Raw genomic sequence first — 15,528 nt, 5'->3', positions numbered from 1 at the left:
AGCCTCCTAACAATTCAACCGGATCAAGCGACAAATTTGTTGCTCACCCTGCATCCAGAATAGCTCATAGTGGCTATATAAGCCGCCTAAAATATACCAGCACAGTAATAAACCAACTAGCAATGCAAATGAAAAGCCTAACGCAAAAATATTTAGCTGAGGCGCGGCACGAGTCATAACACCAAACGATAAGTTAATGGTTAGTAGAGCAATAATGCCTGAAAGAGACATAGCCAAAGCCGTTTTGAACATAATGCCCAGCCAGCCCGCCAGCTCACGAAAATCAACTGCAGTCAAAGAACCACTACCTATTGGTAGAGTTGTAAAGCTGAAAATAACCAGCTGCAGCATTTTCAAATGACCATCAGTAGCCAAGAAAAACATCGTCGCGAGGAACATGAATAATTGGCCTAAAACGGGCGTATTTTGCCCGTTTGCGGGGTCAACCATAGAGGCAAAACCCAAACTTGATTGCATACCAAGAATTTGACCAAGCATAACAAAAGTTTGAATCATGAACTGGGTAACAAAACCCATAGCCACGCCAATGACGACTTGCTCAAAGAGCGTTAAAAAGCCTTTAAACGAAAGTAATTCAATATCTTGAGGTACAGCAGGAATCGCAGGCATCACAGCAAAGGTTATGGCTAAACCTAAATAAAGTCGGATTCTTGGGGAAACAAAACGAGCTCCTGTCACCGTCATAACCATCAGCATTGCTGAGATGCGAGTATAAGGCCAAAAGTAATTTGCCAGCCAGTCGAGAACAACCGTAGTTGGGTATTCCATTCGCTAGTACAGAACCTGGGGTAAGCGTTCGATAAGCTCAAAGAAAAACTCCATCATCATTTGCGTCATCCAATGGGCAAACATCATGAGGGCAAGCAAAGTCACGATTAAACGAGGTAAGAAGCTTAATGTTTGTTCATTAATTGATGTTGCAGCTTGGAAGATTGCAACGATCAAACCAATCAACAAGCTTGGAATAATGATTGCGCACACCATGACAAGAACCATCCATAGTGCGTCTTGAAAGAGGTCGACAAATATCTCTGGATTCATAAATACTCCAGCTACAAGGCGAAGCTACCGGCGAGCGTGGATAATATGAGGTTCCAACCGTCCACCAGCACGAATAGCATTAATTTAAATGGCAAGGATACAATCATAGGGGAAAGCATCATCATACCCATAGCCATCAACACTGAGGCCACCACCAAGTCGATAATCAAAAACGGCAAGAACAGCATAAAGCCTATTTGGAATGCGGTTTTAAGTTCGGAAGTAATGAATGCCGGAATGAGCACCGCCATTGATACATCTTCTGGGTTCGTAACTTCAGCACCAGATATTTGCACAAAGGTTTCCAAGTCTTTTATTCGGGTTTGCTTCAACATGAAGGCTTTGATCGGCTCTTGAGCCACGTCAAATGCTTGCCTTGCTGAGATTTGTTCATTCAAATAGGGCTGAACGGCTTGCTCATTTACCTGATTAATCACAGGTGACATGATGAAAAAGGTTAAGAATATGGCGATGCCAATAATAACTTGGTTTGAAGGTGTTTGTTGTAAACCCATTGCCTGACGCAAAATCGACATCACAACAACAATACGAGTGAAAGATGTCATCAAAATAACCATGGCAGGCAAAAAGCCGAGCATCGTCATTAACGCCAGTATTTGCAGGTTTATGGAGTAATCTTCGCCACCTTGCGCATTCGTCGTCATTGTGAATGCAGGAATACCCGCGCCATTACCACTAATACTGGATGTTGATAAGGTTTGAGAGTTAGCTTGAGTCTGGTTAAGAGCATTGACGGTTATCGAACTTGCTCCCGCTGCATTCGCTGGGATTGAAGTCTCTAACTCAGATTGAGCAAAAGCCGATGCCGAAAATAAAATCGACATCCACAATGAAAATTGCAGAATCAGTGTTTTGGCACGGTTACTTTTTAGCATCTTTCTTTAATAGCTGGGAAAGCTGGCTTGAAAACGCGCTTTTTTCCAGCATCTCCTGTGTGAGAGGTTTATCAAGCTTAGAAATCAATTGAATTGAATGAGCTGTAATGCCGACAAGAAATTGCTCTTCTCCTGCCTGAACAATCGCAATGCGCTCTTTAGTGCCAACAGCAATTTGTCTAACAATAGACAAACCTTGCTGATTCGTCATTGTCGGGACTTGCATACGTTTGAGTAACCAAGCAAGAAACAATATGAAGACAATAACGAAAAGTAGCGACCCAAATGTGGTCGCTAAGTCTAAAGAGTCAGCACTGGCAGCAAAAGTAGCTGGAGAGATTGATACCATCAAACTGCCAATAAGCACACGAAGATTCATGTACTTAAAACGAGGCTGAATGCTCATTAACGCAGTTTCTTAATGCGTTCAGTCTGGCTAATTACATCCGTTAAACGGATACCAAACTTATCATTGACGACAACGACTTCGCCATGGGCAATCAAAGTACCATTAACCATTACATCCAATGACTCACCTGCAATTCGGTCCAATTCAACAACAGAACCTTGGTTCAATTGAAGAAGGTTACGAATGCTGATCTGAGAGCGCCCAACTTCCATCGAGATGGTGACTGGAATATCCATAATGGTATCCAGTTTACGACGTTCATCTTCAGAAATTGGGGTCGAAGAATCTGTTAGTTCATCAAGGGGCGCTGCTAGTACATCATCCACATCAATTGAAGGTGCTGCTGGGTCTTCACCAAGTGCGGCTGCCCATTCGTCTGCTAGCTTTTGGTCTTCACTAGGTTCCATTACAAATTCCTATTTAATCTTGCTTTATTCTTCAGTTTCTTCATCGCCATCAAGGTCAGACATTATATCTTTGCCTAGGAATGCGAGATCTGTTTTTACTACATGCGGTCTTTGAATTTTTTCAGAAACTTGAACCGCTAATTTTTCACCAGAACGCCCCATTTTCACACGGTAAGTCGGCAGTTCTTCTACAAACATGGTGGCATGTTCCGGCATGTCAATTGGAATAACATCCCCAGGGATCAACTCCATTAAATCTCTTAATGAAATATCACGTTCAAGTAAATTCACTCGAAAATTAACCGGAACATCCATGATTTCATCGCGCAGTGCACTGCTCCAACGCACATCAGTTTCCATTTTGTCCGACTGGACACCAGCATCCAGAAGTTCACGAATAGGTTCAACCATGGAGTAAGGCATCACGACGTGAAAATCGCCTCCACCACCGTCAACTTCGATATGGAATGAGCTAACTACAATCACTTCCGTAGGGCTAACAATGTTCGCCATGCTTGGGTTAACTTCTGAATCTAAGTATTCAAATTCAACCCCCATTACTGGAGACCATGCTTCTTTGTAATCTTCAAATACGATTTTCAGTAAAAGCTGGATAATACGTCTTTCTGTCGGCGTGAATTCACGCCCTTCGATTTTTGCGTGAAATCGCCCATCACCACCGAAGAAATTCTCAACCAGGATGAAAACTAAACGAGCCTCCATGGTAATCAAAGCGGTACCTTTCAAAGGTCTAAAGCGCACCATATTTAAACTAGTTGGTACATATAATGTATTTTGATATTCACCAAACTTCATCATTTGTACGCCGTTGATCGAAACCTCGGCTGTTTTACGCAACATATTAAATAAGCTGATTCGCATATGTCGTGCAAAACGTTCATTAATAAGTTCAAGCGTAGGCATTCGACCACGAACAATGCGGTCTTGAGAAGAGAAGTCGAAGTTAACGGCATTTTCGTCTTCGGGTTCTAATATATCATCAACTTCATCAACGTCATCGACACCATGTAAGAGTGCATCAATTTCGTCTTGGCTTAATAAATCGGTCACGAGTTACCTATTGAATAACAAAATCAGTGAATAACACTTTTTCTATAACAGGCTTGCCTACCGCTTGGGTTAAGCTTGCTTTAATATCTTCAGTTGCTTTATCACGCAGCTCTATGCGACCTGTTGGCGAACGAAGTTGGTCAACCGTGGCAGAGGCAAATGTAGCAAGCAACGTACTTTCTACTAGTGGAGAGTGGTATTTAGCCATTTCTTCATTTTCACTACCGCGCACCATAAGCTGAGCTTTGATCTGAACTAAGCGATCTTTAGAATCTCCAGATACATTAAATAAAAATGGCTGAGGAATATTTACGTAAGCGACAGGTTCTGTTGCAGCAACGACAACTTCTTCTGTTGCACTTTCTTCACTTGAAGAATCATCAGAGCCCATTAAGAAAAATGCTGCGCCACCGCCACCAACAAGTAGTACGACAACAGCTATTATGATAATGAGTAGTTTACTCTTCCCTTTTGGTGCATCTGCTTGTTGTTCATCTGCCATGATATTCTCTAAAGTAGTAATCGTTGATCTGTATGCGCTTCTTAACAAAGACATTTGTTAGTTTAAGCATAATAGCTAATTCCATCACGCTTTGATGCGACATTCAATTCAAGATTGACATCAGACTCAAGGTTTTCTCCACCTTGACCATCATTTGTGCGGTTACCGCCTGATTGTTGATCGTTTCCACCGCTGTTATATCTGTCTTGACCTTGCCCGGAACTTTGCTGCTGTACTGATGATTCAGCCAACTGTAAACCTTGCTGGGCAAGCATTTCTCTTAAACGAGGTAATGTTTGCTCGATGATATCTCTCGCTTGCTGATTCGCAACAGTGAAATGAACGTTAGCAATATCATTGTTCATCGTCATTCGGATTTGCATACGACCCAATTCAGGTGGATCAAGTCGAATATCTAAGTTCTTCAAATTCTTCGACATCATCATTTGAACCTTTTCAGCAACCTGTTCATTAGCCAGTTCTTTCGTTAGCTGAAGTGGCGCTTGTTGAGCAGCTTGAATTTCAGCTCTTGTAGGTGCGGTACTTGGCATACCTTGCTGACCAGAAGCCGCTGCAATTTGCTGCGCTAGTGTTCCTTCTTTACCATCATCTTTCTGAGTGGTTTTAGATAAACCGGCCAGTGCGGCACCACTAATGCCCGCTTTTAAAACTGCCTCTGAAGGTGATGATTTTGCTGCACTTAATGCCGCATCAGGAACTGCACTGAACGGAGTTGTTTGAGCAAATGCTGCTGTATTATCTAGGCTTGTAGACGCAACTGATGCTGAAGATGCTGCCATCGTTTTATCCGCGGCTGAGGCATTTTGTGCTAGCGCTTGCTGAACGGAAGCTGCAACACCGGTTTGAGCCGTTTTTGTCGCAATTGAATTTTCCGAACTCGCTTTATTTTCAGCCGTAACTTTTACGTCAGTTGCCGAGCTTCCCCAAGCGATAGCGTTGGTCGGGAGTTCACTTTCAGCAGCTGCCGCAGCACTATCATTATTTGGGCTCCCCACTACTTGATAATATGATTCTTGGCTAAGAATACCTTTTTGATAAGCTTCAGTATAAAGCTGTTTTGCTTGCGCTGTTACAGTTACAAGTTGCTCATTCAACGCTTGAAGGTCTTGTGTTGCTTTCTCTAACAATACTTGCTCTTCAGCTACTAATTCAGTTCCACTCGCTTGTTTAACTTGTAATTCATTAACCACAGCTTCTGCCATACTAATTTGGGCATTCAGTTGATTAATTGCCTGAGTATGCTGCTCAACTTCTATAACTAACTGCGCATCACTTTCAGATAATTCAGGAGTTCTTCCTGACTGCATCATATTCGCGGTCAGTGCTGCTGAGCTGCTTAAATTTGAAGTTTGGTTAAGTTCCGCATTCACTTTTTCATTCTGTAAGCTGGCTTCAAGCTGTTGTATTGTCACGCCCTGATTAAGTAATTGCTGTACCTGTTGATCACTTAATGAAGAGACAGGCGCTCCTTGTGTCAGCTTCATGATTGCTTTTTCATTCGCTTCTACCGCTAACTGCTCCTCGGATTTAACAAGTATCTGGTCTAAGTTTGTTGAAGGAATAGTACTAAGGGGTACACCTGCCGTTCCAGCAACAGATGCAGCCTCGCCAGCACTAGAAGAACTAATAACTTGTGAGTTAGTCATAGCTTGTGGGTTCAACATAGCTTGCGCATCTAACTTACCTAATGCCGTTATAGGTACTGATACTCCCCCACCTTCAGAGCTGACTTGAGGCAAAGCCTTGCCGTTCGCTTGCGGCTGAAGTGTCTTATTCGCTTCATCGAGCTGACCAAGTAATTTATTACCTTCATTCATCGCAGCAGAGGCTTTCACCGCAGTTTCCGCTTTGATGCTTTCGCCTTGCCCTTGAGTTGTATATTTACTTAAAGGAGAAACTGAACCTTGATCTGATTTGGTCTTAGAGTCTGATTCCCCTTTAGAGTCAGATACAACTTTAGAATCTTTGCCAACAAGGCTTTCATCTACTTCGCCTTTAGTTATTTCAGAGGTCTTCAGTGCTTTATTATCAGAGGTAACCTGCTGGTTAGATGAATCTAATGCTGCTTGAGATTTAACATCACCCTTACCCAGTTCAGATTCATCATTATTTTTAGCCTGTTTAAGCAATGTTTCTTCAGATTCATCCGAAGTAAGCTGTTGTTCGCCTTTATTTTTACTACTTCCAACACCTTCAGTTTCACTTGAAGTTTGTTCGCTTTGTTTTCCTTTGGAAGCATCTGAAGCCACTTTTTCAGAGCTATCGTCTGATCCCTCTGATACTTTGTTTTCTGATTGGTTTTTTACAGATTCTACATCTGATTTAGAACTTGTTTCCTTCGATGAAAAAGCCTCTTTGAGTGTTTCAAAGAAACCTTTAGAACTGCCACTTTCTTCTGTTTTTATATCAGCAGCATTCGACTCTAATAATGAAGAGGTTTTATGACTCGTCGAACTTGAAGGAAGGCTTATATTCATATATCTGGCTCTATCTATTCGCGTCACTGCTAACGATTAAGTAAAGCAATGAAAAGAAAGTCGGACGCATTTAAAGTAAGAGGTAAATGCGTGTATCAAAGATAGTTAAAGCAAGAAATACGCCAGAAGTTAAACAAAATGAATGTGTAGGGAGGAAGTTGGACAGAACGTCATAAAAAATGAATTCTAAAAATTGTTACGGCGACGGCTATAAAGCAATGTAGAAAACTCATCCATCTGCTTCCGTTCACGTTGGTCTTGCTGTTTCGCTTTTTCTTTCTGTTTTTTTTCAAGTAACCACTCATAAGATTTACGCTGCTTACGCAACTCCATCCAATACTCTTGGCAGTTATCAACTTGGCTTTTAAAGTGACCTTCAGCCTGTCTTTGCTTAGATAAGGTTTCATCTAACTGCGTTAGAAACCGATTCAAGTGACCATATTGACTTGCTGTTAACCCTGATTTACCACGATCAACAAGTTGCTGACAATAATCGAGACGGTATTGCTCGATTTGAGAAACTTGTTTGTAATAATCTTGGAGCTCAGAATTCGCTTTATTCAAAGCAAGCACGGCTTGATTTTCTTTGTCTTTCGCTTGTTCTAATAAAAACTCTAAAGCATTATCCATTGTCTACTACCCTCCTAATACATGCTTTAACATATTGACGCACATATCGTAAGGTACGGTTTCTTTCATTTTTTGCTGTAAGTAATCATCAAGACGTGGCTTTAGTGTAAATGCACTGTCTATCGCTTGATCGGTTCCAGGCTTATAAGCGCCGATTGAAACAAGATCTTGGTTTTTACGGCATATTGAGAGAACTTGCCTCACAGCTTTTGACATCATGACGTGTTCTTCTGTTGTTATCTGAGGCATAACACGACTCACCGACTTCTCAACATCAATAGCAGGGTAATGACCTGCATCAGCCATTTCACGCGAAAGAACAATGTGACCATCCAAGATTGCTCGTGATGCATCAGCGATTGGATCTTGTAAATCATCACCTTCAGTTAACACCGTAAAGAAAGCCGTTATTGAACCTTGTTCATCACTACCATTACCCGCTCTTTCAACCAGAGCCGGCAACTTTGCAAATACAGAAGGCGGATAACCTTTCGTTGCCGGTGGCTCGCCAACGGATAATGCAATCTCACGCTGCGCTTGTGCAAAACGAGTGAGTGAATCCATCAGCAGTAAAACATCTAAACCTTGGTCTCTAAAATATTCTGCAACTGTTAAAGCGGTTTGACAGCCTTTCAATCGCATTAAAGGTGATGAGTCAGCAGGGGCTGCAACCACCACAGAACGTTTACGTCCATCTTCACCTAAGATTTCTTCAATAAATTCTTTTACTTCTCGGCCACGCTCACCAATTAAGCCTACAACAACAACTTGCGCGGTAGTGCCTCGTGTCATCATTCCTAGAGTCACAGACTTACCAACACCGGACCCAGCAAACAAACCAATCCGTTGCCCTTTACCAACAGTGAGCAATCCATTAATTGCCTTCAGCCCAACGTCAAGAGGTTCTGAAATAGGCTTTCTAGACAATGGATTAATAGGGTCTGAGTTAAATGACGCTCTGTGCTCCGTATAAATAGCACCTAAACCGTCTAGCGGATTACCAACACCATCTATCACTCGTCCAAGTAGTTCCATACCAACAGGAATACCACTTTCAGCGGTTACAGGCGTCACACGTGCTCCGGGCAAAATACCGGTAATTTGCTCACTCGGCATCAGGTAAAGGTTATCACCAGAGAAACCAACCACTTCAGCTTCCATTTCTCCTGACATGGTTTCCACCAGACACAAGCTACCTATAGGTGCTTTACACCCAGTAGCTTCTAGCGTTAAGCCAACAACTCTCACTAAACGACCTGATGCGATAGGACGTGATTTAAGACCTTGAACTTTGTATTGGCTTAAGCGTTCGGCTAATTCAAGCATTACTCATGACCTTGATGACGGTTAGAGCCGCAGAAACTTTGGATAACGCTACGTACACGCTCTTCCATCCGGTAATTTACACTGGATTCTCCCGCTTCGATTTGTACATCTCCACGGTTTAATGCTGGCTCTGAAACCAGAGTCCAATTACGAGTATCAAGCTCACTTTCACCATAAGCCGAACGTATGATTTGTACATCTTCAGGGTTTAGTTTCAAGGTAATAGCATGCCCAGAAACAGGCAATGACTCGACAGATTCTTTCACGGTATCAAGAATAATTTGGGGGTTAGTCTGCACTTCAATATGCACAACTTCTTTAACCAAAGTTAATACCATATCCACCAACTGCTTTTCTACTTGAGCATTCATCAGCTCTAATGGCTGAGCAAACTGATTGGCTAACCCCATAAAAATAGCAACTTGCTGTTGTATGTATTCTTGACCAGCGGTCACACCTTCAAGTTTTCCTGCTTCATTACCTTCAGCGTGACCTGCAGTAAAACCTTCTTCTTTACCTTTTTCAAAACCTTGCTTAAAGCCAGCTTCTTGCCCTTGCTGCATGCCTTCTTGATAAGCACCTTGCTTAATCAATTCAATCTGCTCTTCCGTTAATATCAGCTCTTCATCTTCAATAGCTTCATCAACAGTCGGCATCCAGCTTGGGTCATAGTTAAAAGCTGTCTCTTTGGCATTTTTATTGGCATCAGAGGTGTAGTCAGGTAGCCCCCACTTTTGAGGCTGTGCCACTGTGTTATCTTCATCTGGACGAAGGAAGCCGCGTTTTCGCTCACCTGACATATGAATACCTATATAGAAATGAAATGTGCTTAAACTAATATCAAGCAATTGTGTGAAAAAATTCGTGTCGTTCAATACTCATTAAGTGAATTGGAATTACTTCATTCAATACAACAAGTATGGTTGTTCTGTATCTTCATAAAAAGAAAAGCCCCAACATGTGGGGCTTTGAGGTTTCTAAACTTATAGGAACTCGTCGGCACCACCAGACAGCATAATTTCCCCGCTGTCTGCCATTTTCCTCGCGATTCCAAGAATCTCTTTCTGCGCCGCCTCTACATCAGAGACTTTAACTGGAGGCATTGCCTCAATATCATCACGCATCATATCGGCTGCACGTTTAGACATGTTCTTGAAGATCTTCTCACGCAACCCATCATCTGCACCTTTAAGTGCTTTTTGAAGGACATCTTGAGGCACATCACGCAGCAATTTCTGAACACCCTGATCGTCCACTTCAATAAGGTTTTCAAAGACAAACATAAGGTCTTGAATTTGAGTCGCCATATCTTCGTCTTGATCGCGGATTTGATCCATCAACACCCCTTCAACGTTGTTGTCCATGTAGTTCATGATTTCAGCAGCCGCTTTCAGGCCACCAATTTTCGCGGCTTGAGCACCAGCTTGACCAGCAAACTGTTTCTCCATGATTTCGTTCAGTTCAGCAAGAGCTGATGGCTGAACTTCTTCTAAGTTCGCAATACGCATCATCAAATCTAAACGAACACGTTCAGGGAATTGAGATAATATTTCAGCCGACTGATCAGACTCTAAGTAAGATAAAACAATGGTTTGGATCTGCGGGTGCTCATTAATGATAATGCTTGCCACCTGACGCGGGTCCATCCATTTCAATGAATCAAGACCTTTCGACCCTGTTCCAAGTAAGATCTGATCAACAAGGTTATTTGCTTTATCTTCACCTAATGCAGCCACCAATGCATTACGCATAAAGTCTTCGCTGCCCATACCAATATTTGTGTATTTTTGAATATCGTCTAGAAAAGCTCGGTGAACAGCACCCACTTTTTCTTGCGATAAGTCAGCAGCACGAGCCATCGCACTACCTACACGCTGAACTTGTTTCGGTTCAAGGTGACGAATAATGCCAGCTGCATCTTCTTCATTAAGACTCAGTAATAAAATCGCTGCGCGCTCATCGCCCAATATTGAGGCGATATCGACACTTCCCGCTTCAACGACTTCACCGCCTTCCGCTTGTTCAACAATTTCGTTAGCCATCTGCCATCCAATTCTTAACTACTTGAGCCGCTAGCTCTGGTTCATTTGCTACAAGTGCTCTAACTGCTTTCAGAACATCTTCATCTTTATGCAAGTTTGGTAAATCGATGCTTGAGCCAAATTCAAATAGCTCACCACCTTCAATATCACCGCCAATTAAGCTCGTTTCTCCATCAGCACCAATTGGCATGCCATCAGGACCGTACATTTCATCGTCTTCATCGTCTGCTGGGTTAAGCAGTTTCTTCATAGCAGGACGAACCAGAACTAGAATCACAACGATGATGACTAAGGCACTCGCAAACCAACGAACCCAGTCATTAAAGTTTGGATGCTCCCAAATTGGAACATCATCAATAATTTCAGATTCCATTGGTGCAAATTGCACGCTTAGTACGTTAAGTAAGTCACCTCGCCCTTCGCTGAAACCAACCGTTCCAATTAACACCTGTTTAATTGCATTAATTTCGCTGTCACTTAGTGGTGTATGTACTACCGCACCAGTATCTGGGTTTATGGATTGACGATCTTTAATGGCAACCGAAACTGTTTGGCGGTTTACCGTGCCACTTTGTTTACGTTCATGGCTAATTGTAGTATCCAGCTCGAAGTTTCGTGTAGCTTCTTTATGTACTGAACCTTGTCCCATTGCCGAGCCATCTTTCATTTGCGCGACATCTTGCGGGATAGAAGCATCAGCCGGAGGCTGGTTACTTAACGCACCAGGTACACCACCTACAGTGCTTCCATTGTTGTAATCTTCTAGCGTGTATTCACTTCGTGTTGCAGGGGTTGTTGGATCAAAACGTTTTCTCGTTTGTTCCACCGCACTGAAATCGAGTTCAATATCTACTTGGGCGGTATAGTTTCCAAAACCAAGAATAGGGATAAGCACGGAATCAATTTTCTCGCGCAGCGCCTGCTCTTGATTTCGTTCCAGCTCATGCTCTTTACGGCGAGCCGAAGAAACTGGGTCTTGAGAACCAGAACTCAATAAACGTCCATGCTGATCAGTAACAGTAATGCGAGAGGTTTTCATACCAGGAACAGCACTTGCTACCATATCCACAACAGAATCGACTTCCTGCTGCTTTAGGTTAGTACCTGTTTTTAATGTTAAGAAAACAGATGCTGAAGCTTCTTGATTATGACGAACAAAAACACTTTGTTTCGGTAATGCTAATAGGACTTGAGCTTTACGAACTTGCTTCATTTGCTCAATGCCTTTAGCAAGTTGTCGCTCTCGGCTAAGCTTTAAGCGTTCTTGTTCTAAACGTTGAGAAACTCCGAAACCCATATCCTGCATTAAGATATCGTCTCCAGCATTTTTCTCTTGGTTTAGACCAGCGCGAACCATGTCTAATTTAAGGCTATTGTATTCACTCGCGGGAACAGACAGAGTATTTCCATCAAGTGAGTATTCAATTTTTTGTTGATCGAGGTAATCTAATACAGGAATAAGCTCTTCTGTTTCATAAGCACCAAGAGGGCGCATTTCTGGTTCTTTTACCCAGAAAAAAAGCATGACGATCAGTGCGACACAAATAGAAATAGAAAGCACTAATACCACTTGGCGAAGCAAATCGAGATCACCAACTGCCATATCGAATTTAGATGAGCTTCTTTCACCTAGATCAGGGTTCTGCCCTTCTCCATCGATGTCAGAACCTGCCACCAGCCCATGCTCACCAGCGTCATTTACTGCTAAATCTGTCGATTGATTATCATCTGCCACTATATACTACCCAACTTATACCGGCATATTCATTAGCTCTTTGTACGATTCCACCAATTTATTTCTAATTTGGATAGTCGCATCAAAAGCTACACCTGATTTGTTTCTAGCAATCATAACATCAGACAAAGAAACACTTTCATCGCCACTATCAAAGCGCGTTTGAAGTGCTCCAGAGGCTTTCTGTAGAGAATTGACGTTGTTGATAGCACTTGTCAGCATATTGCCGAAGTCTGAGCCTGCGGCTTGTCCTGTAGCTGTCGGGCGAGTATTTGCAGCTTCGACCATCATGGCCTGCATTTCACCCTGTAAACCATCTATTCTCATCTTCTACCTCAAAGGTCAAAATTCTGACCATTTGCTTCTGTTGTATTATTGACGGAGCAATTTATGTGCCACTAATGATTGAACACACTATCGTACTACATGAATAAAATAGGTGATACACCAAGTTTACTGGCTAGTTAGGTATATCAATGCCAGCATCACGCATTTTGGCTAATTTATAGCGCAGCGTTCGAGGGCTAATACCTAACTTTTCTGCCATTTCTTTTCTTCTACCATTACAGGCGATCAAGGTTTCCAAAATAATGGCATATTCTTGATCTCTCAACTCGTTACCAAGCCCCTCGCTTGAAGATAACCCTTTAGGTACTGCGCTAGCTTCGGCAACAGGCATAATATTAGGAGTGGCTATATCACCGCCTTCAACCACAAGCTGTAAGCTGCTAGCATCTTGCCAATCTACACCTTCAAGCAGAATATGTTCCCCAGTAATATTTGACTGCTCACATAAGATAAGTGCTCGTTGAATGACATTATCGAGTTCGCGAACATTTCCAGGCCACGGATAATTGACTAATTTAACAATAGCATCTTCAGAAATAGAAGGAACAGGTAGTCCCAATTTCGTACAGTTTCGCTCAACCAAATGTAATGCCAGTGGCTTAATATCACCTTTTCGCTCGCAAAGAGCAGGCCACGACAGTGGGAATACATTCAAGCGATAGTATAAATCTTCTCGGAAGTTTCCTTCTGAAACATACAGCTTTAAATCTCGGTTACTGGTTGCCAGAACTCTAACGTCAAGTTTTATACTTTTACGGCTACCTAACCTTTCAACTTCGCGTTCCTGTAAAACACGTAATAATTTAGCTTGTAGGTTTAAATCCATTTCACTGATTTCGTCCAGTAAAATAGTGCCGCCCTGTGCTTGTTCAAACTTACCTGGGCAAGCCTGAATCGCCCCTGTAAACGCACCTTTCTCATAGCCGAATAAAGTGGCTTCAAGCATGTTGTCAGGTATAGCCGCACAGTTGATTGCAACGAAAGGACCATTTTTTCGATTAGAAGCATTATGAATATAGCGAGACATAACCTCTTTACCTGAACCACTAGGACCAAGCACCATGACGTTAGCATCAGTTTTAGCCACTTTATCAGCCAACGCTAGAAGCTTTATGCTCTTTTCATCAGCAACAATGGCATCCCCATTATCATCTGATTTGACTGGTGCGTATCGACTCACCATATTCAGCAAGACTTCAGGAGCAAATGGTTTGGCCATGTAGTCAATAGCGCCTTCTTTCATCGCAGCTACAGCATCTTCAATATTGGCATACGCTGTCATTAATAGAACGGGTAGATTTGGCCAATGTTGTTTGATATTGCGTAAAAGAGCCAAGCCCCCCATCCCTGCCATTTGTACATCTGACACAACAATATCGACAGGGTTAGACTTCAGTTTCACTAGAGCATCTTCTGCACAGTCAGCCTCCAACCACTCATAACCAGCAAGGGCTAGAGTATCTATGAGAGCTTCGCGAAGACCTTCATCATCTTCTACGATTAACACTTTGCTTTGCGCCATGTGATTCTCCAGTATTAATTCAATTAATGGGGTTACTGATTTTCAGAAGTTGATCGTTCAAGTGGTAAGCACATGGTAAAGCACGCACCATCCCCTTCTTCTGATATTAACTCTAATCGACCTTCATGAGCTCGACAGACCATTTGTACAACAGCGAGACCTAACCCTGTACCTTGAGAGCGGGTTGTGAAAAACGGTTCCATGATTTTACTTTGCAATTCTTTGGGAACACCAGGGCCACTGTCTTGTACTGAGATTTTAAGCTCTCCGTTAACCGGTCTAAAAAACACATCAATTTGTGCTTCTTTTCCTGATATTTGTATCGCATTAAGGAGTAAGTTACTTAAAGCTGAAGCGATAGCATTCACATTCCCAAAGAGCTGTGTTTCTTCATGCTCAACTTCTTGACAATAATCTATTAAGTTACTTTTGAGTGATGTTTCCACCATCGGGTGAAATTCAGCAACCAAATCCGAAATAGTGAAAGGTTTCACTACTTTATTATCTCCACCCTTTGCAAACAACAACATATCATTGACTTGCTTTTCTAAGTCATGAAGCCGATCCATTAGCTTAGACTGAAAACGTTCTTTTGTTGAAGGAGGCAAATTAGGCGCAGCTAAGTTCGATGCATAAAGCATAGCACTCGATAAAGGGGTGCGTACTTGGTGAGCCAAAGACGCGACCATTCTCCCTAAAGAAGATAATCGCTGTAGATCACTGACCCTAGACTGTAATAAACGAGTTTCTGTAAGATCTGTAATTAAAATCAACTGTCCAGTTGCTGAAGCTGAAATGGCTAACCTAACTTTCCGCCCATTTTTCAACGAAATCTCATGACCATCATCATCTTTAGGATCAAAAGCACTTTGAATGACAGAGAACCACTTCTCTCCGACTAATTGCACACCGAGAATTCGGTGAGCTTCAGGGTTTGCTTCTCTTACCTCACCTTGAGTATCCAGCAAGATCACTCCAGCAGGCATTACATCCAAAACTTGCTTATAACGCTCTACCTGTTGCTCTACAGAATCTAAATGGGACTGGTTTTCTGATTCGTTCAGTTCATGCATGTCGGAA

General features: G+C 42.3%; 16 protein-coding genes. All 16 read right to left on the bottom strand.

Going from position 1 to position 15,528, the window contains the following annotated elements:
* Positions 1–6 precede the first annotated feature (6 nt).
* The 16 genes from fliR to OCU78_RS04110 all read right to left on the bottom strand — a co-directional run bounded on the left by fliR (position 7) and on the right by OCU78_RS04110 (position 15,521).
* On the bottom strand, positions 7–789 hold the full coding sequence (fliR, locus tag OCU78_RS04185) for a flagellar biosynthetic protein FliR (RefSeq protein WP_137372311.1): 783 nt from the start codon (positions 787–789) through the stop codon (positions 7–9).
* 3 nt (positions 790–792) lie between these two features.
* A complete protein-coding gene (fliQ, locus tag OCU78_RS04180; RefSeq protein ID WP_137372310.1) occupies positions 793–1,062 on the bottom strand; it encodes a flagellar biosynthesis protein FliQ in 270 nt (89 codons plus the stop codon).
* Between the two features lie 11 nt (positions 1,063–1,073).
* On the bottom strand, positions 1,074–1,907 hold the full coding sequence (gene fliP, locus OCU78_RS04175; RefSeq protein WP_373367621.1) for a flagellar type III secretion system pore protein FliP: 834 nt from the start codon (positions 1,905–1,907) through the stop codon (positions 1,074–1,076).
* A gap of 37 nt (positions 1,908–1,944) precedes the next feature.
* Entirely contained in the window at positions 1,945–2,337 is a 393-nt protein-coding gene (fliO, locus tag OCU78_RS04170) for a flagellar biosynthetic protein FliO (RefSeq protein WP_240701713.1), read from the bottom strand.
* 26 nt (positions 2,338–2,363) lie between these two features.
* Positions 2,364–2,774 (bottom strand): flagellar motor switch protein FliN, encoded by a 411-nt coding sequence (gene fliN / locus OCU78_RS04165; protein ID WP_137372307.1) that lies wholly within the window; start codon positions 2,772–2,774, stop codon positions 2,364–2,366.
* Positions 2,775–2,798: 24 nt separating this feature from the next.
* Positions 2,799–3,845, bottom strand: a complete 1,047-nt coding sequence (fliM, locus tag OCU78_RS04160; protein WP_137372306.1) for a flagellar motor switch protein FliM — start codon at positions 3,843–3,845, stop codon at positions 2,799–2,801.
* A 7-nt stretch (positions 3,846–3,852) separates the two neighbouring features.
* Positions 3,853–4,347, bottom strand: a complete 495-nt coding sequence (gene fliL, locus OCU78_RS04155) for a flagellar basal body-associated protein FliL (RefSeq protein WP_137372305.1) — start codon at positions 4,345–4,347, stop codon at positions 3,853–3,855.
* Between the two features lie 62 nt (positions 4,348–4,409).
* Complete coding sequence (locus tag OCU78_RS04150; protein ID WP_137372304.1) at positions 4,410–6,845, bottom strand: flagellar hook-length control protein FliK; 2,436 nt, start codon at positions 6,843–6,845, stop codon at positions 4,410–4,412.
* 186 nt (positions 6,846–7,031) lie between these two features.
* Positions 7,032–7,475: a flagellar export protein FliJ gene (gene fliJ / locus OCU78_RS04145; protein WP_137372303.1), complete on the bottom strand. Its 444-nt coding sequence runs from the start codon at positions 7,473–7,475 to the stop codon at positions 7,032–7,034.
* Between the two features lie 6 nt (positions 7,476–7,481).
* Positions 7,482–8,801, bottom strand: a complete 1,320-nt coding sequence (fliI, locus tag OCU78_RS04140; protein WP_137372302.1) for a flagellar protein export ATPase FliI — start codon at positions 8,799–8,801, stop codon at positions 7,482–7,484.
* A complete protein-coding gene (gene fliH / locus OCU78_RS04135) occupies positions 8,801–9,601 on the bottom strand; it encodes a flagellar assembly protein FliH (RefSeq protein ID WP_137372301.1) in 801 nt (266 codons plus the stop codon). The genes fliI and fliH overlap by 1 nt, the downstream gene beginning before the upstream one ends.
* 183 nt (positions 9,602–9,784) lie before the next feature.
* Positions 9,785–10,843 carry a flagellar motor switch protein FliG gene (gene fliG, locus OCU78_RS04130; protein ID WP_137372300.1) on the bottom strand — a complete coding sequence of 353 codons (1,059 nt, stop codon included), beginning with the start codon at positions 10,841–10,843 and terminating at the stop codon, positions 9,785–9,787.
* Positions 10,836–12,578, bottom strand: coding sequence for a flagellar basal-body MS-ring/collar protein FliF (gene fliF, locus OCU78_RS04125; protein WP_137372299.1), 1,743 nt, complete (start codon positions 12,576–12,578; stop codon positions 10,836–10,838). Before fliF ends, fliG begins: the two co-directional genes overlap by 8 nt.
* Positions 12,579–12,593: 15 nt before the next feature.
* Entirely contained in the window at positions 12,594–12,905 is a 312-nt protein-coding gene (gene fliE / locus OCU78_RS04120) for a flagellar hook-basal body complex protein FliE (protein ID WP_137372298.1), read from the bottom strand.
* Between the two features lie 133 nt (positions 12,906–13,038).
* Positions 13,039–14,448: a sigma-54-dependent transcriptional regulator gene (locus OCU78_RS04115; RefSeq protein ID WP_137372297.1), complete on the bottom strand. Its 1,410-nt coding sequence runs from the start codon at positions 14,446–14,448 to the stop codon at positions 13,039–13,041.
* Positions 14,449–14,480: 32 nt separating this feature from the next.
* A complete protein-coding gene (locus OCU78_RS04110; protein ID WP_137372296.1) occupies positions 14,481–15,521 on the bottom strand; it encodes a sensor histidine kinase in 1,041 nt (346 codons plus the stop codon).
* Between the last annotated feature and the right edge of the window lie 7 nt (positions 15,522–15,528).

The organism is Vibrio gallaecicus, from assembly GCF_024347495.1.
Lineage (GTDB): Bacteria > Pseudomonadota > Gammaproteobacteria > Enterobacterales > Vibrionaceae > Vibrio > Vibrio gallaecicus.
The sequence above is the reverse complement of the archived record's forward strand: the minus strand, read 5'-3'. Positions and strand labels throughout refer to the sequence as shown.

Bases quoted from the DNA above. Each gene is read 5' to 3' on its own strand.
- fliR (WP_137372311.1), bottom strand. From the start codon at position 789: ATGGAATACCCAACTACGGTTGTTCTCGACTGGCTGGCAAATTACTTT.
- fliQ (WP_137372310.1), bottom strand. From the start codon at position 1,062: ATGAATCCAGAGATATTTGTCGACCTCTTTCAAGACGCACTATGGATG.
- fliP (WP_373367621.1), bottom strand. From the start codon at position 1,907: ATGTCGATTTTATTTTCGGCATCGGCTTTTGCTCAATCTGAGTTAGAG.
- fliO (WP_240701713.1), bottom strand. From the start codon at position 2,337: ATGAATCTTCGTGTGCTTATTGGCAGTTTGATGGTATCAATCTCTCCA.
- fliN (WP_137372307.1), bottom strand. From the start codon at position 2,774: ATGGAACCTAGTGAAGACCAAAAGCTAGCAGACGAATGGGCAGCCGCA.
- fliL (WP_137372305.1), bottom strand. From the start codon at position 4,347: ATGGCAGATGAACAACAAGCAGATGCACCAAAAGGGAAGAGTAAACTA.
- OCU78_RS04150 (WP_137372304.1), bottom strand. From the start codon at position 6,845: ATGAATATAAGCCTTCCTTCAAGTTCGACGAGTCATAAAACCTCTTCA.
- fliJ (WP_137372303.1), bottom strand. From the start codon at position 7,475: ATGGATAATGCTTTAGAGTTTTTATTAGAACAAGCGAAAGACAAAGAA.
- fliI (WP_137372302.1), bottom strand. From the start codon at position 8,801: ATGCTTGAATTAGCCGAACGCTTAAGCCAATACAAAGTTCAAGGTCTT.
- fliH (WP_137372301.1), bottom strand. From the start codon at position 9,601: ATGTCAGGTGAGCGAAAACGCGGCTTCCTTCGTCCAGATGAAGATAAC.
- fliG (WP_137372300.1), bottom strand. From the start codon at position 10,843: ATGGCTAACGAAATTGTTGAACAAGCGGAAGGCGGTGAAGTCGTTGAA.
- fliE (WP_137372298.1), bottom strand. From the start codon at position 12,905: ATGAGAATAGATGGTTTACAGGGTGAAATGCAGGCCATGATGGTCGAA.
- OCU78_RS04115 (WP_137372297.1), bottom strand. From the start codon at position 14,448: ATGGCGCAAAGCAAAGTGTTAATCGTAGAAGATGATGAAGGTCTTCGC.
- OCU78_RS04110 (WP_137372296.1), bottom strand. From the start codon at position 15,521: ATGCATGAACTGAACGAATCAGAAAACCAGTCCCATTTAGATTCTGTA.